The sequence below is a fragment of the Microcystis aeruginosa LEGE 91341 genome (genome assembly GCF_015206885.1).
Lineage (GTDB): Bacteria > Cyanobacteriota > Cyanobacteriia > Cyanobacteriales > Microcystaceae > Microcystis > Microcystis aeruginosa_H.
Window position 1 is genome coordinate 1 of the sequence record NZ_JADEXY010000079.1, and the last position, 19,770, is coordinate 19,770.

Genomic DNA, 19,770 nt, shown 5'->3' on the forward strand with positions numbered 1-19,770 from the left:
CTTATCAAGGGGGATCCCCCCGCCTATCGGCACCCCCCTTATCAAGGGGGATCCCCCCGCCTATCGGCACCCCCCTTATCAAGGGGGGCAGGGGGGATCCATCTTCAATTTAATTATAACTACTTACTTATCCCATTCAAATTGTTCCTCTTTTTTTCATTAACTCAACCACAATCGGATGCACATTATACCAGAGATCGCCATTGCGGTATTCCAAAATATATAAACCATGCAACAGATCTAGAAAATTTTGATCCTTGAGATCCTTCGGTTTTGACTTTTCATAAACAGTTTTAATAATTTCCTCATCTGCTGTACCGATACTTTCAGCAAAATCGAGACTAAGTTCTGTGATTGATTGTTCTAAAACAGCTTGATTAATTTTTAGGGTATTATCATCAGGATAACGACGAACCGATCGCAAACAAACCCGACAGCAATCATTAGTAATGCGAATTAATTCTCGTAACACTCCCCCACTATAAAGACAAACTTTTTCGAGGGTGTCAGGATCGATTAAAGCGGGATCGATGCGCTTAGTGATAATCTCGGTTAAAGTAGCAATAATTTCCGGATCGGGTATAGCATTAGCTGAATTAATTTCTCCCCGTTTAAAGAGTTTATATACAGGCATTTGTACGATCTGATCATTAGTTTCTGTTTGGAGAGTTGCCTTTAAAGCTACTTCTCTTAAAGCGGCGATCGGAATAGTCATAATAATCCGAAAACTGGGCAACATAATCGCTTTAATATTGTATTGAAAAATATCCCTTACCTGTGCTAAGTCAATTTTATCAATGTCATCAACAATTACTAAGATTTTTTTCTGACTTTGGGACTCGATCGCACTAGCTATAATGTTAATTTGGGCAACTAAATCGGTAATTCTCCGCTCATATTTTTGTTTAATTTCCTCGCGAATAGTCGAATTAATCTTGAGAATTCCTTTAATGTGAGCTAGTAAAGTAGAAAAGTTAAAACCTGTTTCGAGAGTGGCATCTGCTTGATTGGTTTCGGTGCGAATTTGTTCAGCAAACCATTGATAAAAGCTTTTTTTAATAGAATCTTTAATAGTTAAATTTTGGGCTTCCGCTTCTGACATCATCTGAACGGCGATCGAGAATAAAATACTAACATGATTTACGTCTGACATTTCGATCATGTCTGAGATCGAGAAGAAAACAACAAAATAGCGATCATCTAGCTTTCTTTTAAATTCGTAGAGTAGGGTTGACTTACCACAACCCCGATGTCCTGCTAGAATAATTTTTCCGTCTTCCGAAGGACTATCTTCTACCAATTGTTCTAATTCGTCGATAATTTCTGTGCCGTATTTGACAGCAAAACGCTCTAATTCTTTATCTGATCGCAGGGGTAAAAGTTCCAAATTGCGATAGGCTTCTCGAAAGGGTTCTAGTAAAGGACTAACCATAAGTAATTAGGGTTTGCGGCAAAAAGTTTTTCGTGGGGGTAGGGTGTGGGAATTATGAATTATGAATTATGAATTATGAATTGGGTAGTTGGCTCTTTTAGGTTCTGTGTGATAAGTTTAACTTACAGAGGATCGATCAATCTTTGTGTCCTTTGTGTCTTTGTGGTTCCTTCCACTCGCTCGCCTGAAAGAATGTATCTTAGAATACATTTTGCCTACCAAACCTAAGAGAGCCAAAAAATTAACTGATAACTGATAACTGATAACTGATAACTGTTATTTTTCTGCTGCCCAACCGTCGGGAGTGTAGGTTTTTAATGCCAAAGCATGGATTGCTTCGGTAGCGAGTGCCGATTGTAAAGCGCCATAAACCATTTGATGCTGTTTAACGCGGGTTTTGCCAGCAAATTCGCCAGAAATAACCACCGCTTCCAAATGATCGCCACCTCCCGTCAAATCCCGAATCATCACCTGTGCATCGGGGATTTGTTCTTGAATCATCGCTTCTACTTGGCGAAAGTCAACCATCTTAACTCCTCAAAACAATTTAAAGATACTCTGATCCCATTGTTACCGAAAGCTCGTCAATGGGGATAAAATTCACTGCTGTGGGGGGGGATTGCTAGGAGTTGCGGAGGTGGGAGTCGGTGCAGAGATGGGTGTGCTGACAAATCCCATTTCGTAGAGTTGTTGATAGCTTTTTTGTCCTAATTCACTGGTGGGGTTTTGGGATTGAATCACCTGAATTAACAAAGGAACCGCCAATTCTGGCTGATTTTGCGCCCTATGAACCAAAGCAAGCTTATAGGTGGCTTCATCCCGCAGTTGTCCGGTGTTTAAAGCACTTTGACGCTGAGAATCGAATACTTTTGGGTCAATTCCTGAGAAACTATTAGCTAATTGCAGATGATAGTTAGATAGTTGGTTAAAAATCCGACGCGCTTGATTGAGTTTGTCCACCGCGACATCGTATTTAGCGGCATTAATAGCCGTGTTCGCTTCTTCCACTAAACGTTGTCCCCCCTGAAGACTCAGGACACTATCGGCTTGATTTAAGGGTTTTAATTCGTTAGGATCGCTGGCGGGAGTGTTAGAGTCGGGGGTTTGTGCTTGTCCGTTAGGTGCGATCGCAATTCCTAAACCGATCGCCAGAGTGAGCAGATAAATTAAACTATAAGGCTGTTTTCGCTTAACCATAAAATTTCTCGACTTAATGTTCCTGATGGGAACGGCTATTTTTTTTGACATCGACAACTGACCTATAGTAGCTTTTTTGGGGCAGTTTCGATCCGACCCCAGCTTTCTAGACGTTATATCTGGGGATTTTGTCGCCATGGCAAGCGCTGTTTTTTCCTGAAAAATCAGTACAAGTCCCCAAAAAGTTAGTTTATACCCCTGATTAATGGTTTAGATACTGATAATTCACCCGTTGGAAGGCTGTCCAGATAGAATAAAGAAAAAGCAGGAGTTTAGTTAAAATGTCCTTATCGCTGATTACCCGTAAGTTTACGGTGGAAGAATACGAAAAAATGGCAACCGAGGGAATAATCAAACCCGATGAAAAAGTGGAATTAATTCGAGGAGAAATTATCAAAATGTCACCGATGGGAACCCGTCATGCTGCTGGTATAGCTAGATTAACTCAGTTACTTTATCGAAAATTTGGCGATCTTATTCTCTTAGGAGTACAAAACCCGATTAGATTAAATAATAATTCTCAACCAGAACCAGATTTAAGTTTACTAATACCTCGATCGGATTTTTATGTTGCTGCCTATCCTTGTCCTCAAGATATATATTTAATTATTGAAGTTTCCGATTCTACCCTCGATTATGATCGCTATACTAAAATCCCTCTTTATGCAGAAGCAAATATTAAAGAGGTTTGGATCGTTAATCTCAAGGAAGAATGTTTGGAAGTTTATCGCTATCCTCTGCATGGTAGTTATCAGGATATTCAGAAATATTATCGAGGTGAAAGTATTTTTATTGAATCCTTTCCAGCAATAGAGTTAACTTTAATTGAAATACTCGGTAATAAAAGTGAGATCAAAGGTTAAACTTAGATTTCGTCAGGATTAATGCCTAATTCCCGCAGTTTATGGGCTAATCGTTCCGCGCGTTGTTTTTCCTGATTATAGCTAGTGAAAGCTTGTCCATCGGGATAAAAAAGCAACATTTCCGGTTCTCCTAACTGAAATTGAATTTATTAATCTCTTCGGGTCTAATTCCCCGCCGCTCGCGGCGTACAATAGAAAAATGAGTGAATACATCCATAAGAGCCATAACGTAAGTGTTTTGCTATATCATTTAGTGTTCCCAGCCAAATATCGTAAAGCCGTTTTCGACGAACAGGTAGATAGCTTGTTGAAAGAAGTCTGTCTAGAGATGGAAAAACGATACGAGATAAAGTTTGTAGAAATTGGAGTGGATAAAGATCATGTGCATTTTCTGGTGCAATCAGTACCGACCTATAGTGTGACAAGGATAGTGACAATGATTAAAAGTATAACGGCGAGAGAAATTTTCAAAAAGTGTCCTCAAGTGAAAAAGCAGTTGTGGGGAGGAGAGTTTTGGAGTGATGGATATTACGCAAGTACGGTAGGAAAGCATGGGGATGAAGGTATGATAGCGAGATATGTAAAAGAACAAGATAAAGAATACCTGCAGCTACACCAAAATCTACAATTGAGTCTATTTTGATTCTGATACCCCGTCCGCTTGCGGCGGGGTAGTTCATTTTTGAAAAATGGTAAGTAGCTGGTTTTAATTAAATTAAAAATGGATTTTGGGTTCGATCCCCCCAACCCCCCTTGATAAGGGGGGCTTTGAACCCTCCTTATTAAGGGGAATCTGGCAATTTTTAACACCTAACTAATTAGACAGGAAAAGAATAGCCAAAAAGTTCTATCTACAACTTTTGCAAGGGAAATCAAGGAGAAAATCAAGGATTTACAATCTCGGTTTCAGAACAGTCCACTGGGTTACGGGGGCCATGGCTTTCCAACCTAAAAACTTGCCGACTGGTTCGGCTTTTTCAATGCCAATTCGCAGCAGTTCACCTCCTAATTTACTATGCCATTGCAAGAGGACTAATTCACTTTCAATTGTAACAGTGTTGGCAACAAGACGACCCCCGGGGCGCAGGGCTAACCAACAGGTTTCCAATAGGTGGGGTGTGGTGATACCGCCACCAATAAAAATAGCGTCCGGTTGCGGTAAATCTTCTAGGGCACTCGGTGCGATTCCGGCGACGATTTGCAGATGGGGCGTTCCCAGGGCGGCGGCATTATCGGCAATGTATTGTAATCTGGTGGGATGATGTTCGATCGCAATCCCCTGGCAACGGCGATCGCTCCGCAGCCACTCAATGGCAATGGAACCACAACCCGCCCCCACATCCCAGAGCAATTGTCCGGGTAGGGGAGCCAATCTACTCAGAGTGATAGCACGAACTTCTCTTTTTGTCAACTGTCCGTCATGATGGTAGGCAGAATCCGGCAGTCCGGGAAGGCGCGGCGCCAGGGTAGGAGGATTAGAGGAGATGCAGCTAATGGCAATGACATTTAAATCCGCCAGATCTGTAAACTGCCAATCGTTGGCGATGCCTTGAATGTGGCGTTCTCGGGTTCCCCCTAGATGTTCTAAAACGGTGATGGAACTTTCGCCAAAACCTCCCTCCCTGAGCATCCGAGCAGCGATCGCCGGAGTCTGGGCATCAGCGCTCAGTACCAGCAGTTTAGCACCGGGATAAAGCACCCCATTCAAGCAGGCCGGGGGCCGACCGCACAAACTCAAAGTTTCCACTTCACTCAGGGACCAACCCAAACGACTACAGGCAAGACTAAAGCTAGAAGGAGAGGGAATAATCGTCATTTCCTCCAGGGGAATCTGACGGGTGAGGGTGACACCAATTCCGTAGCACATGGGATCACCACTGGCCAAAACACAGACGGATTGACCACGAAGGCGGATAATCTCGTTAACAGAGTCTTGAATAGGAGAAGTCCAGACCAGTTTTTGCCGTTGATCCTCTGGGGGTAACATTGCCAGATGACGTTCACCACCGACAATAACTGATGCTAAAGAAAGCAGACTTCGCCCCACTGAACTTAACCCTTCTAAGCCATCTTCACCAATTCCTATGATCGATAGCCATTTCGACTGACAATTGCGATCCGCCATATTAAAAAAAATCGCTACTATTTCATTATCTGCCATCAGGCTCTATCCTTCAAACAAGATATAATCGGGTTAGTGCCAAGTTAATTTATCTGAAAAATTATGACCACCACCGCCGATGATGTTTGGAAATTATTAGCCGAATTAGTAGAAGCTCAAAAAGAGACAGAAAGATGCTTTCAAGAAACCGAGCGACGCTTTCAAGAAACCGAGCGTGTTCTCAAAGAACAATCTTTAGAAACCGAGCGACGCTTTCAAGAAACCGAGCGTGTTCTCAAAGAACAATCTTTAAAAACCGATCGCCAAATTACCAGACTCAGTCAAGAAATTGGTAATCTTGGCGGTAAATGGGGACGTTTTGTCGAAAATATGGTAGCCCCCGCTTGTGAGACTTTATTTTTAAATCGTCAGATTCCCGTACATCAAGTTAGTCAAAGAGTCAGAAAACGTCTCGATGGTAAAACCCTAGAAATTGATGTGTTAGTAACTAATGAAAATCATGTGCTAGTAGTGGAAGTCAAAAGTAGTTTAAGTGTAGATGATGTCAAAGAATTAATCAAGAATCTAACCGAATTTAGGCAATTTTTCCCCGAATATAACCACAAACAATTATATGGGGCAGTAGCAGGTATTGAAATCGAAGAGGGAGCGGATAAATATGCCTATCGTCAAGGTTTATTTGTCTTGGCACAAAGGGGGGAAAATGTAGCAATTCTTAACGATACTGAGTTTCAACCGCAAACTTGGTAGGGGCTTTAAAAACAAGATATAATCAGGTTATTGTCAAGTTAATTCAGAGGAAAAATTATGACCACCACCGCCGATGATGTTTGGAGATTATTAGCCGAATTAGTAGAAGCTCAAAAAGAGACAGAAAGATGCTTTCAAGAAACGGAGCGACGCTTTCAAGAAACCGAGCGTGTTCTCAAAGAACAATCTTTAGAAACCGAGCGTGTTCTCAAAGAACAATCTTTAGAAACCGAACGACGCTTTCAAGAAACCGAGCGCATTCTCAAAGAACAATCTTTAAAAACCGATCGCCAAATTACCAGACTCAGTCAAGAAATTGGTAATCTTGGCGGTAAATGGGGACGTTTTGTCGAAAATATGGTAGCCCCCGCTTGTGAGACTTTATTTTTAAATCGTGATATTCCCGTACATCAAGTTAGTCAAAGAGTCAGAAAACGTCTCGACGGTAAAACCCTAGAAATTGATGTGTTAGTAACTAATGAAAATCATGTGCTGGTAGTGGAAGTCAAAAGTAGTTTAAGTGTAGATGATGTCAAAGAATTAATCAAGAATCTAACCGAATTTAGGCAATTTTTCCCCGAATATAACCACAAACAATTATATGGGGCAGTAGCAGGTATTGAAATCGAAGAGGGAGCGGATAAATATGCCTATCGTCAAGGTTTATTTGTCTTGGCACAAAGGGGGGAAAATGTAGCAATTCTTAACGATACTGAGTTTCAACCGCAAACTTGGTAGGGGCTTTAAAAACAAGATATAATCAGGTTATTGTCAAGTTAATTCAGAGGAAAAATTATGACCACCACCGCCGATGATGTTTGGAGATTATTAGCCGAATTAGTAGAAGCTCAAAAAGAGACAGAAAGATGCTTTCAAGAAACGGAGCGACGCTTTCAAGAAACCGAGCGTGTTCTCAAAGAACAATCTTTAGAAACCGAGCGTGTTCTCAAAGAACAATCTTTAAAAACCGATCGCCAAATTACCAGACTCAGTCAAGAAATTGGTAATCTTGGAGGTAAATGGGGACGTTTTGTCGAAAATATGGTAGCCCCCGCTTGTGAGACTTTATTTTTAAATCGTCAGATTCCCGTGCATCAAGTTAGTCAAAGAGTCAGAAAACGTCTCGATGGTAAAACCCTAGAAATTGATGTGTTAGTAACTAATGAAAATCATGTGCTGGTAGTGGAAGTCAAAAGTAGTTTAAGTGTAGATGATGTCAAAGAATTAATCAAGAATCTAACAGAATTTAGGCAATTTTTTCCCGAATATAACCACAAACAATTATATGGGGCAGTAGCAGGCATTGAAATCGAAGAGGGAGCGGATAAATATGCCTATCGTCAAGGTTTATTTGTCTTGGCACAAAGGGGTGAAAATGTAGCTATTCTTAACGATACTGAGTTTCAACCGAAAACGTGGTATAATCCTTAAACTTGTCTTTGGGAAAGTCCAGTGCAATTCTGGTACTGTGCCGCAGCTGTAATCAGGTAAAAAGTAAAAAGAGTACATCTTCCCTTTTTCCTTGGGAGTCAGAATACCAATTACAAGCTTTTGATTGGTAGTATAGACAACTAATTTTCTAACTACTTCTCTGCGTCGCATGGAGAACAAACAACGGTGAATTGGTTAGTTAAAGCAAATGCTTGTCCCGGTTTATTTTATGGCACTGCTGCCCAGGATGGGTTTTTAATTCGTCTTCGCACCCCCGGTGGATGGCTCAATTCTCCACAGGGAAAAACGATCGCCACTTGGCTCGAACAATGGCAGGGTACAATACAAGTTACCAATCGGGCAAATCTGCAAATTCGCGGACTGCAAAAATCCCCCAGTTTAGAAGAATTTCAAACCCTGCAAAAATTAGGGTTAGCTGCCCATAATCCCAGTATCGACCATCTGCGTAATATCATGTCCAGTCCCACGGCTGGAATTGACTGCCAAGAATTGATCGATACTCGTCCATTAGTCCAAGAATTAGATAATTTTATCCAAAATTATCCATCAATTGTTCAACTAAGTCCTAAATTTAGTATCGGGATCGATGGCGGCGGTGCAGTGGGAATTGGCACTGGTTCAACTATGGCTTGGCAACACCGCTATAACGAGATTCAGCTATCAGCAATTGCCCTCAATAATCCGAAAAATTTAACTTCTATTGTTTGCTTTCGATTAGCACTTGCAGGAGATAAACAATTCTATGACACGGACTTATTAATTGAGCCAGAAAACTGTTTAGCTGTGGTCAAAGCTTTAGTAACGGTTTATCTCGATTATGTTCAACAAAACCCCAATATCAAGGGGAAAAAACCGCGGATGAAACACCTACTCAAAGATTGGGGATTGACAAAATATCTTGAACAAGTTAACTCCCAATTACATCGGACTTCTACCGGCATAATACAACGGCAAGAATACCAGCAAACTGCCCATTCTACTCAACCCTATTTTCATCTGGGAATTCATCCTCAAAAGCAACCCGGATTGTCTTATATTGGTCTATCATTAAGATTAGGACAATTGACGGCTAATCAACTATGGGGGTTAGCGACACTATCAGAAACTTTTGGCAGTGGTCAGTTACGATTAACCCCTTGGCAGACTGTTATATTACCCGATATTCCCGATGAAAAAGTGTCAGAATTGTTGCCAAAACTGACATCACTAGGATTATCCGCCTCTCCCGGATGGGATGCGGGGATAGTTGCCTGTAGCGGTAAACCGGGTTGTGCAGCAGCAGCCACTGCAACTCAAATTCATGCTTCTCTCCTGGCAGATTATTTGCAGGAACACTTAACCTGCAATTCTCCTGTTAATATTCACTTGACAGGTTGTGCTAAATCCTGCGCTCAACCAGGTCCAGCCGAAATTACCCTTTTAGGAACTACCATCGAGGAAAATGGCCAAATAATGGAAGCTTATCAAGTCTATGTGGGTGATAGTCAAAATTTTTTAGAAACACCCATATTTGAGGGAGAATTTACGAAGATTCCCCCGCTCATAGCCCAAATTTTAGGCTCCCAAAAATCGAAAAATTTAGATGAATAGAATGGAATACATTAAGAATGGTGAGGAAATTTACCGCAAATCTTTTGCTATTATTCGGGCTGAAACTAACTGGAAAAATCTCCCCGATGATTTAGCTCATGTGGCGGTTCGTCTAATTCATTCCTGTGGGATGACAGACATAACAGAAGATTTAGAAGCATCACCAGACGCGGTTAAAATCGGACGAAATGCCCTCGCTGGGGGTGCAGCAATTCTCTGTGATTCTCAAATGGTCGCTAATGGCATTACCAAAGCCCGTTTACCTAAAAATAATCCGATTATTTGTACCCTCAATCATCCAGAAGTGAGCGAGTTAGCACGGCAAATTAATAATACCCGCTCCGCTGCCGCTTTAGAACTTTGGCGACCTCATTTAGCTGGAGCAGTGGTAGCCATTGGTAATGCACCAACCGCACTTTTTCACCTACTAGAATTGCTCGATCAAAATGTAGATAAACCAGCTTTGATTTTAGGCTTTCCCGTGGGATTTGTAGGAGCGGCAGAGTCGAAAACAGAATTAGCAACTAATAGTCGTGGCGTGCCATTTATTACCCTGCACGGACGTAGGGGAGGCAGCGCAATCGCAGCAGCAGCAGTCAATGCTTTAGCAAAAGAGAACGAATTATGAATAAATTAGGCAAACTTTATGGATTAGGAATCGGGCCCGGTGATCCCGAATTGTTGACGCTAAAAGCACACCGGATTCTCACAACTGTTCCGGTAATTGCTTATCCTACCTTAGAAAGTGGCAAAGTTTTGGCACGGGCAATTGTTTCGGATTTTATCCGTCCCGAGCAGATAGAAATTCCCATGCCTTTACCTTTTAGCGTCGAGCGCAGTTCTCAACCTCATTATGATATTGCCGCCGAAAATATCGCCGAACAGTTAAACTTAGGCCGAGATGTGGCGGTGCTATGCGTGGGCGATCCGATGTTGTATGGCACATTTATGTATATCTTTAATCGCTTGTGCGATCGCTTTTCCATTGAAGTTGTACCTGGTATTTCTTCAGTGATGGCAAGTGCAGCAATGCTGGGTGTACCTATCACTTATCGAAATGACGTATTTAGTATCATGCCCGCTACTTTAGAGGCGGAAATATTGCGGGATCGCCTAGCATTTATTGATGCAGCGGCAATTATTAAATTAGGCAGACATTTCGCTAAAGTTCGCAATATTCTCAAGGAATTAGGATTATTAGAACGCGCCCTCTACATCGAACGAGCAACCCTACCCAATCAGCAAATTATTCCGATTACAGAAGTCGATCCAGAGGCTGCTACTTACTGGTCATTAATTCTGATTCCTAGTAAAACTAAACCCCAATAACTCTATAGACACTAAGTTAAATCCTCTATCCCCTACCTGACAGAACCTATAGGGTTTAGATGATATGATGAAAATGTCTTTTCTTCATTGCTTTTTTGTTCCACAGGAGGTTATATATCGCGTTTCTCGGATTGATAAGGTAATCTATTTTCTTCTCCCTTCTCTGTCACCTAAAAATAACTACCATGTCCGATTCTCCTGAATCTATCCGCAATACTAGCGTCAGCGATCAAGCGACTAATAATGATGCTCTCGGATTTGAGCCTTATGTAATAGCGATCGCTGAATTTTTGTTGCATGAGCAGACACAACCACCCCTAACTTTATCGGTTGAGGGAGAGTGGGGTAGTGGCAAGTCTTCTTTTATGAAAATGTTAGAGGAATATTTACGAAAAAAAGGAGGTCGGACGGTTTGGTTTAATGCTTGGCGACACGATAAAGCGGAGTCGGTATGGGCTGCCTTTGCGCTGTCTTTTATTAAGCAGATTTCTACGCCCAAAAATTGGCGAGATTTGCCTCGAATTATCCTAGGATATTTTAAATTACAATTACTGCGTTTTAACTTAGAAAAAGGCTTATTTGAATTAATTAAAGCTTTACCAGTAATAATTTTTGTGATTTGTGCCTCAATTGCTATTCCTTTTATTTTAATCGGTTATGGAGTTGAAGGAATTAACGAATTAATTAGAGCAACAACTTCTCAAGATGTTTTTTGGAGTAAAATTAATTCAGTTTTGAAACTGTTATTTACCGCCAGAGGTTTAACTTTATCAGGAGCAGGAATTTTCGCTGGTATTAAGAGTTTATCGAGAAATTTTCAAAGGTTACTCCAAAACCCCAAAAACAACCTAATTAAATATATAGAAGCCCCAGATTATAAAAAACAATCGGCATTTGTAGAAGAATTTCATGAAGATTTTGCTAAAATTGTTGATGCTTATATTGGCAATAATCGAGTATATGTATTTATTGACGATTTAGATCGTTGTGAACATCCAAAATCAGCAGACTTGATGCAAGCGATTAACTTGATGATTGCTGATGATCCTTCCGTGGTGTTTATTTTAGGAATGGACAGAGAAAAAGTAGCCGCTAGTTTAGCTGTCAAATACGAAAATATTCTCAAGTATTTACCGTCGGAAACCACAGAAATTGATCCTGATATTTTAGCGAGACGTAGTGCTAATAAAGGGTTAGCTTATGGTTATACCTTTATTGAAAAGTTTGTCCAGCTTCCCTTTTTAGTTCCCCAACCATCTCAGTCAGATTTTGAGCATTTTTTGACTCAGCTTGCTACTTCAACTCCTTCTAATTTACAGCCAGATAAACCTCATTTTACATTTTTTCAGTCATTCTGGGGTATGTTTAAGTTAGCTTTACCTTGGAGAAATAATTCGCAAAAGCATCTCACTTCCCCAACAAGTAATCAGACAAGTGATTTAAACAACTCGTCTCCAGATAATCCTTCGATAGAATCCAAACAAACCGAAAAAGAGAAAGCACGAGCAGCTGTAATTAAGCGATTAGAGCGAGAGCGGAATGTCATTATGATGGTGGCTCCTGCATTGGATTACAATCCGCGACGGATTAAACAATTTATCAATGTCTTTCGTCTCAAGGTTTATATCGCTAATGAAACTGGTTTATTTTTTGAGAAGCGAGATGAGAATGATTATTTGTTAGAGCCTTCTTTGACTTTTGAAAAGTTAGGCAAATTTACTGCGATTAGTTTAAAATGGCCATTGTTATTATCAGATTTGGAAAATGATAAGCAAATTTTAGCAAAATTAGAAGAATTTGCACTAGATGAAGAAAAAAACAAAGAATATGAAGAGTCGATTCGCTATTGGGGTAGTCATACTAAGCTTAAAGCTTTAATGGCTTACGGTTATGAAAAATCGGCAGCTATCTCTAAATTTAGCTTGGCAGAGGTAAATGTTGATAAATTATTACAAGTATCGCCCAAGGTAATTCGGGTACCTTATCAATCGGGTGTTTATACAGATAGTGGGCCTATTCAACGAAAACAAATTTCCCAAGATATTACCTCATTACCTCCAGACTTTAACCTAGAAATGGTGGATATACCCGCTGGTAAATTTAACATGGGTTCTAATGAGTATGACCAGGAAAAACCGATACATGAAGTAATTGTGCCAGCATTTCAGATAGGCAAATATCCTATCACCCAAGCACAGTATCAAGCAGTGATGGGAACCAATCCTTCCAGGTTTTCAGAAAATCCCCAGAACCCGGTAGAAATCATTAATTGGTTTGATGCTCAAAAGTTTTGTAAAAAATTGAGCCAGTTAACCGGAAAAAACTACCGTTTGCCTACAGAAGCAGAATGGGAATATGCCTGTCGCGCTGGTACAAAAACCCGATTTAGTTTTGGCGATGATAAAGAGCAACTAGGAGATTATGCCTGGTTTCGTGCTAATTCAAATAATACACCCCATTCTGTTGGGGAAAAGCGGCCTAATCCCTGGGGAATCTATGATATGCACGGCAATGTTTGGGAATGGTGTGCCGATTCATATCATGAAAGTTATGCAAGCAAACCAGACAATATTAAAGAAAATGGCAGTATTCCATGGACAGATAACAATATAACTAATGCGCCATCAATAAAAATACGGCGTGGCGGTTCGTGGTGCCGCGACCCTTTGGTCTGTAGTTCAGCGTATCGAGGCAAATGCTTTGCCGATGTTCGCCTCAATAATATCGGTTTTCGTGTTGTGTGCGGTCTCCCCTAATCAGTTAACAGTTGGAAGCCACCATTGGCGCAATAATATTATTGTAGGGGCCAATTGCATTCGCCCTCTTTGAATAACTTCTGCTGCTCATCTATAGGTGAGGGAAAGTCACAAATAGGAGATGCAGCCGATAATTTTCTGGAAATATAGTCTTTAAACCCTTGTCTGGCAAAACTACAAGGAATGATCAGCACTGATTATCACACAAAGTCGAGGAGAGCCATAGGGGGAGCCTGAGAATGGTGATCGCTGTAGTTAGCCATCACCGCTTTTTATGGTTACTTTAATGTTAGAATCGAATCACTTCTTTTAGGTTTTGCTATGCGTGCGATTGAAACCACTGGTATCCTCAATACCCAAGGGCAAATTCAACTTGATCATCCTATTCCCCAAGAAAAAGATCGGTTTGTGCGCGTCATTCTTTTGATTTCGGAGGATGAACTGAACGAAAAAAACTGGCTAGATGCCGTTTCCCATAACCCTAGCTTTGCTTTTCTGCAAGATCCCGAAGAAGATATTTATACCCTTAACGATGGACAACCTGTAACTAATGAAGGGTAAAATTGTATTAATTCAATTTCCCTTCGACGATTTATCTTCCAGTAAGGTTCGTCCTGCTTATTGCTTAACCAATCAAATTGGAGGCTATCAACACATTATCTTTGCCCTAATTACCAGTCGTATTCCAGAAAATCCCCTTTATACAGATATTATTCTGAGACCAGAAAATCCAGATTTTATGATCAGTGGTTTTCGCCAATCGTCAGCCATCAGACTTGATCATTTAGTAACACTTCGCTCTTCACTGATTCAGCGTGAACTAGGCTCATTATCATTAAAAACCCAAACCTTAATTGTAGATATTTTGTCCGATATTCTACGTTCTTAAAAAAAATACGATCACTGATTTCTTCCAGGGCATTATTTAACGCAGTTTTTGGCTTTAAATTACGATAAATTTATCTGCTTTATCCGTTACGCTATGCTAACATATTCTACCGTTACTGCTACAATTGGCTCCAAAGACCACTATAACCAACTAAAATCATGACTCAAGCCACTTTTGCAGAAATACTAGAAGCAACCGAACAACTTCCCCCAGAAGATCAAGAACAACTTATTCACCTGTTAAAAAAGTGAAAGACATGGACGAGGCTCAACAATACCTCAACAACTAATGGAAAGTATTCCGGCAAGATTAAAATAAATTAAGGTCATCTGGCCGCAGTCAGTTTTAACCGACTGAAAATATTACTTGGTTTGAGGAGCTTTTTAAATTGACAGACGAGCGCGTTTATTGGTTAGCATGGTCAAGTATTGCTGGAGTTGGGGCAATTTCCCTGAAGCGACTCTATCAGCATTTCGGCAGTGTCGCTGTGGCCTGGAATGCCACCGATAGTGCGATCGCACAAGTGGCAGGATTCGGCAAAAAGTCAATGGCAGCGGTACGGGAGGGGCGATCGCAAATTGACCCAGAAGCTCTTTTCGCCGAACATATCCAGAAAAACCCCCTTTTTTGGACCCCTAGCGACCCAGAATATCCCCGCTTTCTCTGGGAAATTCCCAGTCCTCCCCCCTTACTTTACTATCAAGGAAAGGTCAATTTAGAGGAAAATCAGGGAAATATCCCCACCGTCGCCATTGTGGGTACTCGTAACCCCACGGATCACGGCCGGCGCTGGGCGCGGCGCTTAAGTACCCTTTTGGCCCAACAGGGATTTACTATTGTTTCTGGCATGGCCGAAGGAATTGATGGCGAGGCACACCAAAGCTGTTTAAAAGCAGGGGGAAGAACAATCGCCGTCTTGGGAACAGGGGTCGATGTGGTTTATCCTAGTCGTCATCGGCAGCTACACGCGGACATCCAAAAGCAGGGTTTAGTCATTAGTGAACATCCTGCCGCAACTCAGCCGAATAAAGCCCATTTTCCCAGTCGTAATCGCATTATCGCCGGTTTAAGTCGCGCCACGATTGTTATTGAGGCCCCCGAAAGGTCAGGCTCCCTGATTACGGCCAGTTATGCCAACGAATTTGGCGGCGATATCTATGCTTTACCCAATTCTCCCGATATTGCCACCGCTAGGGGTTGTTTACAACTGATTCATCAGGGAGCAGAAATTATCGTTTCTGAGGAGAAATTATTAGAAATGTTGGGGGCAATTCCCACCACGAACCAATCCGCACCGGTTAATCTCTCCCTTTCACTCCCTCCAGAGACATCCCCAGTCGTTAATGCTGCTCCTCCAGTCAATCTAGAACCTAGACTAGCACAAGTGTATCAGTTATTTAACCGAGATCCCCTGTTGTTTGACATTATTGTTGAAAAAATGCAAATCCCCACCTCAGAAGTGGCGGGGATCTTATTGGAATTAGAATTAATCGGTTTAGTGACTCAGTTACCCGGTATGCGTTACCAGAAAACCTAGTCAAATCCTCTACAGGTGTTTAGTTAGGGTATTAGCTAAAGTGGTTTTCGGTACAGCCCCGACCACCATATCAACTTTTTGACCTCCTTTGAAGATCATCAGAGTAGGAATACTGCGAATCCCATACTGACTAGCGATATTGGGGTTTTCGTCGGTGTTGAGTTTCACCACCTTGACTTCCCCCTCAAACTGTTTGGCAATTTCCTCGACAACGGGAGCCACCATTCGACAGGGGCCGCACCAGGGAGCCCAGAAATCCACTAGGACAGGGTCGGCACTATCTAAAACTTCATCTTTAAAGGTGGCATCTGTAACGGCAGTAACCTCTGACATACTTAAGAAATCCTCTAGTAATCACGGTTATCTAGAATACGCAAAAATTCCGTTCTAGAGATTCGTGGTGCGATGTTGATATTCCACTGGTGAAAAGGACGAGAACTAGCTCTAAATCCACTGTAGAGGCCTTAACTTGCATCAGAGGTAGCTTCTTGGATCAATTTCACAAGGGGTATTCTTGTATTTTATAACCCTAGAGGCTCTATTTTGACTTTTTTTTGATAAAGTTTTGTAATATTGCCCGAGTCAGGGATGGGTGATGACAGCCGGATAAAATTTTCCTGAAGAAAAACCCGAAAAGTCAGCGATTTTATCTAGACTTAACCTGAGTTTGATTATGATCGGCATAGGCCACCTCCTAATTGAGCTTTTCTATGAAAATTCTGGTCTTAAATGCGGGATCGAGCAGTCAAAAAACTTGTTTATACGATTTAGATTTTCTCCCCTCCCATCCTCCCCAACCAATTTGGGCAGCGGGGATCGATTGGACGGTTAACCCTGATTACGGGGTTTTAACGGTAAAAGCCAAGGGAATTAAACAGGAAATTAATCTTTCTAGTCAGGATCGTCCGGCGGCAATTGCTCGGATGTTAGATACCTTAGTCACTGGCGAAACTAAGGTACTGGCCAATTTCGCCGACATTAGTATAGTCGGTCATCGAGTTGTCCATGGTGGCACGGAATATTCCCAGGCAACCATGATCATTCCCCCAGTCAAAGAAACGATTAAAAAGCTGATTCCCCTTGCTCCTAGCCATAATCCCGCTCATTTAGAAGGAATTGAAGCGATCGAGCAAGTTTTAGGCGATGTTCCCCAAGTAGCAGTGTTTGACACCGCTTTTCATCGTTCTATTCCTCCTGAGTCTTCTCTTTATCCCATTCCCTACCAATGGAGTGAACTGGGAATCCGTCGCTATGGTTTCCATGGCACCAGTCATCAATACTGCTCCCAACGGGCCGCCGAATTGTTAGGAAAACCCCTAGAATCCTTGAAAATGGTCATCTGTCATCTGGGAAATGGCGCTTCCCTATCGGCAGTCAAGGGGGGTAAAAGTATCGATACTACTATGGGGTTTACTCCCCTAGAGGGATTGATGATGGGAACCCGCAGCGGTTCGATCGATCCAGGGATTCTGATTTATCTAGAGCGAGAATATCAATATAATCCCGATAGTTTAAATAGTTTACTCAATAAAGAATCGGGTTTAAAGGGAATTTCGGGTATTTCTGGGGATATGCGGGCAATTACCACGGCGATGGCCGAAGGCAACCAGAGGGCAAAATTAGCATTTGAGATGTATATTCATCGTCTGAAAAGTTTAATCGGATCGATGATTGCTTCTCTAGAGGGGTTAGATGTCTTGGTATTTACGGCAGGAATCGGCGAAAATTCAGCTTTAGTACGGGAAAAAGCCAGTCAAGGCTGGTCTTTTTTGGGTTTAGAGTTAGATTTGGCTAAAAATGCCGCTCGTCCCCGGGATGAGGATATCGCCACCGACAGATCTAAAGTAAGAGTGATGGTAATTGCTACGGCGGAAGATTGGGCGATCGCACGAGAATGTTGGCATTTATCTCCATAGACCTTACCTTTGGTCATTCTCTTTTGGCTCTTCCGTTGTGGGAATCTCCATAATCGGATGGTTGAGAGCAATCATCAAATGGTCTCCTTCTTGGCTAATACTGCTCGGACTGCTGGCCATTTGGGAGAGGGGAGCATTGCGTCCCGATACGAAGTAGGAGCCAACAGCGATCGCCATAGCCGTTAAAATTGCGCCACCATAAACATAATATTGCCGACGACGCTGACCATCGACTTTTCTGAACACCTGTTCTGCCAATCGGTCGCTGGCCATAGTAACTGGTATGGGAATTTGCCTTAAATTAGTTTGTAATCCCAAGAGCTGCCGATAGAGTTTTTTGGCAGCAGCATCATGGTCTAACCAATGCTGAACTAGCTTCCTTTCCTCTACCGTTAGTTCGTTATCAATATAGGCACTAATTAAATCGAAACGATGAGCTTCTTGGTTATCCTCATCTAAGAATAAAATATCCTCGGTTGCGGAGTCGGAATCGCTGTCATCGTGACGTAACAAAGACTTGATCCATTGAACGTCTTCGGGTTGATAATTATTCATGGTTGACCTCGACCAGAAGCGATCGGTATGCAATCACGTTTCACCAGCACGGAGCTAGTTAAATTTAACGACTACTCACTTCGGCCGTTAGTGCCGAATCACCACAATATTCTTTAGCCTTCTGTAAAATAGGGCTGTAAAACAGATTGTAATTTAGCGCGAGCGCGAGCAATGCGGGATTTAACAGTTCCTAAAGAAACTCCCGTGATCTCAGCAATTTCTTCGTAGGCCATACCTTCAATTTCTCGGAGAATAATAGTTGTCCGAAAAGCTTCTGGTAAATCAGCGATCGCCGCTTGTAATTGATCGTAGAATTCGTGGGTGGTGAGATGTTCATCGGGACTGGGGTAATCGGACTCGATATCCCAATCGATTTCGCCATCTTCCACGCGCCGGGGAGCATCGAGAGAAATGGGGTGATTAACTCGCTTGCGTTTCCGCAATTCGTCGTAAAAAAGATTAGTAGCAATGCGACTTAACCAACCACGGAACTTGAGGGGTTCATGGAGACGGTTAATATTGCGATAGACGCGAATCCAGACCTCTTGAGCCAAATCAGCGCGATCTTGCCAATCGGGAGCCAAATGATAGAGTAATTTATCAACATGAGCCTGATAGCGCCGCAGCAGTTCCGCAAAGGCTGCCCGATCGGGCTGACACCCTTCCTGACAGCGTGCAATTAGATCGTAGTTGGAGAGTTTGTCAGGGGACACGGGGTTTTGAGACTTTTTGGCCTCAAGTGACCAAGATGCTGGTATCGATTGACTCATGGGATTTCCTCAAGGATATAAACTCCTCACTCAGAGCTTGAGGACGGGATAAGTCAGTCAAGGTTCCCGAAAATAAATAATTTTTTTTCCATACTTTGATTCTAACTGATCGAACCGAGTTCCGGCTCTTCTAGGTTCTGTGTGATAAGTTTAACTCACTATATGGTCGATCAATCTTTGTGTCCTTTGTGTCTTTGTGGTTCGTTCCACCCCCTCGCTAGGAGGAATGTATCTTAGAATACATTTTACCCACCAAATCCAAGAGAGCCGAGTTCCTGGACTGAGATTCGAGCGGGGCATTCAATCTCGTTCGACCTTCTCGTTCGACCACGGGGCTGAAAACCTTACTAAGCAGTTATTTCAGCCTCTGCATCCCTATTTGATGCCTAAACAGTTCCCACCTATGAGAAACGCTATCACCGCCATCAAGAGCTAATTAGAACAAAGTTACCAAACAAAAACAACCCACCAGAAAAAAGGGAAATAGCTGAAAGGCTTACGGAGCAAGGGATAGAAAAAAGATCAAAAAATTTTGCCAAAAGGGGTTGACAAACCAGGGGAAGTTAGATACATTGGTAAATGCGCGGTTGAAGCAAAGCGAAAGCGAAGCGA

20 protein-coding genes and 1 riboswitch are annotated in these 19,770 nt (G+C 42.0%); of the genes, 13 read left to right on the forward strand and 7 right to left on the reverse strand.

Going from position 1 to position 19,770, the window contains the following annotated elements; genetic code table 11:
- Window positions 1-136: 136 nt before the first annotated feature.
- The 3 genes from IQ234_RS13040 to IQ234_RS13050 all read right to left on the reverse strand — a co-directional run bounded on the left by IQ234_RS13040 (window position 137) and on the right by IQ234_RS13050 (window position 2,680).
- Window positions 137-1,432, reverse strand: a complete 1,296-nt coding sequence (locus tag IQ234_RS13040; protein ID WP_193957407.1) for a P-loop NTPase fold protein — start codon at window positions 1,430-1,432, stop codon at window positions 137-139.
- A gap of 276 nt (window positions 1,433-1,708) precedes the next feature.
- Entirely contained in the window at window positions 1,709-1,960 is a 252-nt protein-coding gene (locus tag IQ234_RS13045; protein WP_002764550.1) for a BolA family protein, read from the reverse strand.
- 72 nt (window positions 1,961-2,032) lie between these two features.
- Window positions 2,033-2,680 carry a hypothetical protein gene (locus IQ234_RS13050; RefSeq protein ID WP_193957408.1) on the reverse strand — a complete coding sequence of 216 codons (648 nt, stop codon included), beginning with the start codon at window positions 2,678-2,680 and terminating at the stop codon, window positions 2,033-2,035.
- 230 nt (window positions 2,681-2,910) lie between these two features.
- On the opposite strand from IQ234_RS13050, the gene IQ234_RS13055 reads away from it, so the two are divergent.
- Together IQ234_RS13055 and tnpA are read left to right on the forward strand one after the other, a co-directional pair.
- Window positions 2,911-3,492 (forward strand): Uma2 family endonuclease, encoded by a 582-nt coding sequence (locus IQ234_RS13055; protein WP_193957409.1) that lies wholly within the window; start codon window positions 2,911-2,913, stop codon window positions 3,490-3,492.
- Between the two features lie 199 nt (window positions 3,493-3,691).
- On the forward strand, window positions 3,692-4,135 hold the full coding sequence (tnpA, locus tag IQ234_RS13060) for an IS200/IS605 family transposase (RefSeq protein ID WP_002740761.1): 444 nt from the start codon (window positions 3,692-3,694) through the stop codon (window positions 4,133-4,135).
- 249 nt (window positions 4,136-4,384) lie between these two features.
- Here the strand turns inward: tnpA and cbiE are convergent, their stop codons facing one another.
- Window positions 4,385-5,653 (reverse strand): precorrin-6y C5,15-methyltransferase (decarboxylating) subunit CbiE, encoded by a 1,269-nt coding sequence (cbiE, locus tag IQ234_RS13065; protein ID WP_193957410.1) that lies wholly within the window; start codon window positions 5,651-5,653, stop codon window positions 4,385-4,387.
- A gap of 63 nt (window positions 5,654-5,716) precedes the next feature.
- Between cbiE and IQ234_RS13070 the strand changes: the two genes are divergently transcribed.
- The 10 genes from IQ234_RS13070 to dprA all read left to right on the forward strand — a co-directional run bounded on the left by IQ234_RS13070 (window position 5,717) and on the right by dprA (window position 15,917).
- Window positions 5,717-6,364 (forward strand): DUF3782 domain-containing protein, encoded by a 648-nt coding sequence (locus IQ234_RS13070; RefSeq protein ID WP_193957411.1) that lies wholly within the window; start codon window positions 5,717-5,719, stop codon window positions 6,362-6,364.
- A 57-nt stretch (window positions 6,365-6,421) separates the two neighbouring features.
- Entirely contained in the window at window positions 6,422-7,102 is a 681-nt protein-coding gene (locus IQ234_RS13075; protein ID WP_193957412.1) for a DUF3782 domain-containing protein, read from the forward strand.
- 57 nt (window positions 7,103-7,159) lie between these two features.
- Window positions 7,160-7,795 carry a DUF3782 domain-containing protein gene (locus IQ234_RS13080; RefSeq protein WP_193957413.1) on the forward strand — a complete coding sequence of 212 codons (636 nt, stop codon included), beginning with the start codon at window positions 7,160-7,162 and terminating at the stop codon, window positions 7,793-7,795.
- Window positions 7,769-7,925: riboswitch (cobalamin riboswitch) on the forward strand. (Overlaps the previous gene by 27 nt.)
- 56 nt (window positions 7,926-7,981) lie before the next feature.
- Window positions 7,982-9,406, forward strand: coding sequence for a precorrin-3B synthase (cobG, locus tag IQ234_RS13085; RefSeq protein WP_193957414.1), 1,425 nt, complete (start codon window positions 7,982-7,984; stop codon window positions 9,404-9,406).
- A 1-nt stretch (window position 9,407) separates the two neighbouring features.
- Entirely contained in the window at window positions 9,408-10,034 is a 627-nt protein-coding gene (locus IQ234_RS13090) for a precorrin-8X methylmutase (RefSeq protein ID WP_193957415.1), read from the forward strand.
- Complete coding sequence (gene cobI, locus IQ234_RS13095; protein ID WP_193957416.1) at window positions 10,031-10,735, forward strand: precorrin-2 C(20)-methyltransferase; 705 nt, start codon at window positions 10,031-10,033, stop codon at window positions 10,733-10,735. Before IQ234_RS13090 ends, cobI begins: the two co-directional genes overlap by 4 nt.
- Window positions 10,736-10,920: 185 nt before the next feature.
- Window positions 10,921-13,491 carry an SUMF1/EgtB/PvdO family nonheme iron enzyme gene (locus tag IQ234_RS13100; RefSeq protein ID WP_193957417.1) on the forward strand — a complete coding sequence of 857 codons (2,571 nt, stop codon included), beginning with the start codon at window positions 10,921-10,923 and terminating at the stop codon, window positions 13,489-13,491.
- A 321-nt stretch (window positions 13,492-13,812) separates the two neighbouring features.
- Window positions 13,813-14,052, forward strand: coding sequence for a hypothetical protein (locus IQ234_RS13105; protein WP_193957418.1), 240 nt, complete (start codon window positions 13,813-13,815; stop codon window positions 14,050-14,052).
- On the forward strand, window positions 14,042-14,380 hold the full coding sequence (locus tag IQ234_RS13110; RefSeq protein ID WP_193957419.1) for a type II toxin-antitoxin system PemK/MazF family toxin: 339 nt from the start codon (window positions 14,042-14,044) through the stop codon (window positions 14,378-14,380). The genes IQ234_RS13105 and IQ234_RS13110 overlap by 11 nt, the downstream gene beginning before the upstream one ends.
- A 388-nt stretch (window positions 14,381-14,768) precedes the next feature.
- Window positions 14,769-15,917 carry a DNA-processing protein DprA gene (gene dprA, locus IQ234_RS13115; protein ID WP_193957420.1) on the forward strand — a complete coding sequence of 383 codons (1,149 nt, stop codon included), beginning with the start codon at window positions 14,769-14,771 and terminating at the stop codon, window positions 15,915-15,917.
- Between the two features lie 9 nt (window positions 15,918-15,926).
- Here the strand turns inward: dprA and trxA are convergent, their stop codons facing one another.
- The gene (gene trxA, locus IQ234_RS13120) at window positions 15,927-16,250 is read right to left on the reverse strand and encodes a thioredoxin (RefSeq protein ID WP_193957421.1); all 324 of its coding nucleotides are present in this window, start codon (window positions 16,248-16,250) and stop codon (window positions 15,927-15,929) included.
- A gap of 377 nt (window positions 16,251-16,627) precedes the next feature.
- On the opposite strand from trxA, the gene IQ234_RS13125 reads away from it, so the two are divergent.
- Complete coding sequence (locus IQ234_RS13125) at window positions 16,628-17,833, forward strand: acetate kinase (protein ID WP_193957422.1); 1,206 nt, start codon at window positions 16,628-16,630, stop codon at window positions 17,831-17,833.
- 3 nt (window positions 17,834-17,836) lie between these two features.
- Here the strand turns inward: IQ234_RS13125 and IQ234_RS13130 are convergent, their stop codons facing one another.
- On the reverse strand, window positions 17,837-18,388 hold the full coding sequence (locus IQ234_RS13130; RefSeq protein ID WP_193957423.1) for an anti-sigma factor family protein: 552 nt from the start codon (window positions 18,386-18,388) through the stop codon (window positions 17,837-17,839).
- 113 nt (window positions 18,389-18,501) lie between these two features.
- Window positions 18,502-19,158: a sigma-70 family RNA polymerase sigma factor gene (locus tag IQ234_RS13135; RefSeq protein ID WP_002750403.1), complete on the reverse strand. Its 657-nt coding sequence runs from the start codon at window positions 19,156-19,158 to the stop codon at window positions 18,502-18,504.
- Window positions 19,159-19,770: the final 612 nt, after the last annotated feature.

Bases quoted from the DNA above. Each gene is read 5' to 3' on its own strand.
- IQ234_RS13040 (WP_193957407.1), bottom strand. From the start codon at position 1,432: ATGGTTAGTCCTTTACTAGAACCCTTTCGAGAAGCCTATCGCAATTTG.
- IQ234_RS13045 (WP_002764550.1), bottom strand. From the start codon at position 1,960: ATGGTTGACTTTCGCCAAGTAGAAGCGATGATTCAAGAACAAATCCCC.
- IQ234_RS13050 (WP_193957408.1), bottom strand. From the start codon at position 2,680: ATGTCAAAAAAAATAGCCGTTCCCATCAGGAACATTAAGTCGAGAAAT.
- IQ234_RS13055 (WP_193957409.1), top strand. From the start codon at position 2,911: ATGTCCTTATCGCTGATTACCCGTAAGTTTACGGTGGAAGAATACGAA.
- tnpA (WP_002740761.1), top strand. From the start codon at position 3,692: ATGAGTGAATACATCCATAAGAGCCATAACGTAAGTGTTTTGCTATAT.
- cbiE (WP_193957410.1), bottom strand. From the start codon at position 5,653: ATGGCAGATAATGAAATAGTAGCGATTTTTTTTAATATGGCGGATCGC.
- IQ234_RS13070 (WP_193957411.1), top strand. From the start codon at position 5,717: ATGACCACCACCGCCGATGATGTTTGGAAATTATTAGCCGAATTAGTA.
- IQ234_RS13075 (WP_193957412.1), top strand. From the start codon at position 6,422: ATGACCACCACCGCCGATGATGTTTGGAGATTATTAGCCGAATTAGTA.
- IQ234_RS13080 (WP_193957413.1), top strand. From the start codon at position 7,160: ATGACCACCACCGCCGATGATGTTTGGAGATTATTAGCCGAATTAGTA.
- IQ234_RS13090 (WP_193957415.1), top strand. From the start codon at position 9,408: ATGGAATACATTAAGAATGGTGAGGAAATTTACCGCAAATCTTTTGCT.
- cobI (WP_193957416.1), top strand. From the start codon at position 10,031: ATGAATAAATTAGGCAAACTTTATGGATTAGGAATCGGGCCCGGTGAT.
- IQ234_RS13100 (WP_193957417.1), top strand. From the start codon at position 10,921: ATGTCCGATTCTCCTGAATCTATCCGCAATACTAGCGTCAGCGATCAA.
- IQ234_RS13105 (WP_193957418.1), top strand. From the start codon at position 13,813: ATGCGTGCGATTGAAACCACTGGTATCCTCAATACCCAAGGGCAAATT.
- IQ234_RS13110 (WP_193957419.1), top strand. From the start codon at position 14,042: ATGAAGGGTAAAATTGTATTAATTCAATTTCCCTTCGACGATTTATCT.
- trxA (WP_193957421.1), bottom strand. From the start codon at position 16,250: ATGTCAGAGGTTACTGCCGTTACAGATGCCACCTTTAAAGATGAAGTT.
- IQ234_RS13125 (WP_193957422.1), top strand. From the start codon at position 16,628: ATGAAAATTCTGGTCTTAAATGCGGGATCGAGCAGTCAAAAAACTTGT.
- IQ234_RS13130 (WP_193957423.1), bottom strand. From the start codon at position 18,388: ATGAATAATTATCAACCCGAAGACGTTCAATGGATCAAGTCTTTGTTA.
- IQ234_RS13135 (WP_002750403.1), bottom strand. From the start codon at position 19,158: ATGAGTCAATCGATACCAGCATCTTGGTCACTTGAGGCCAAAAAGTCT.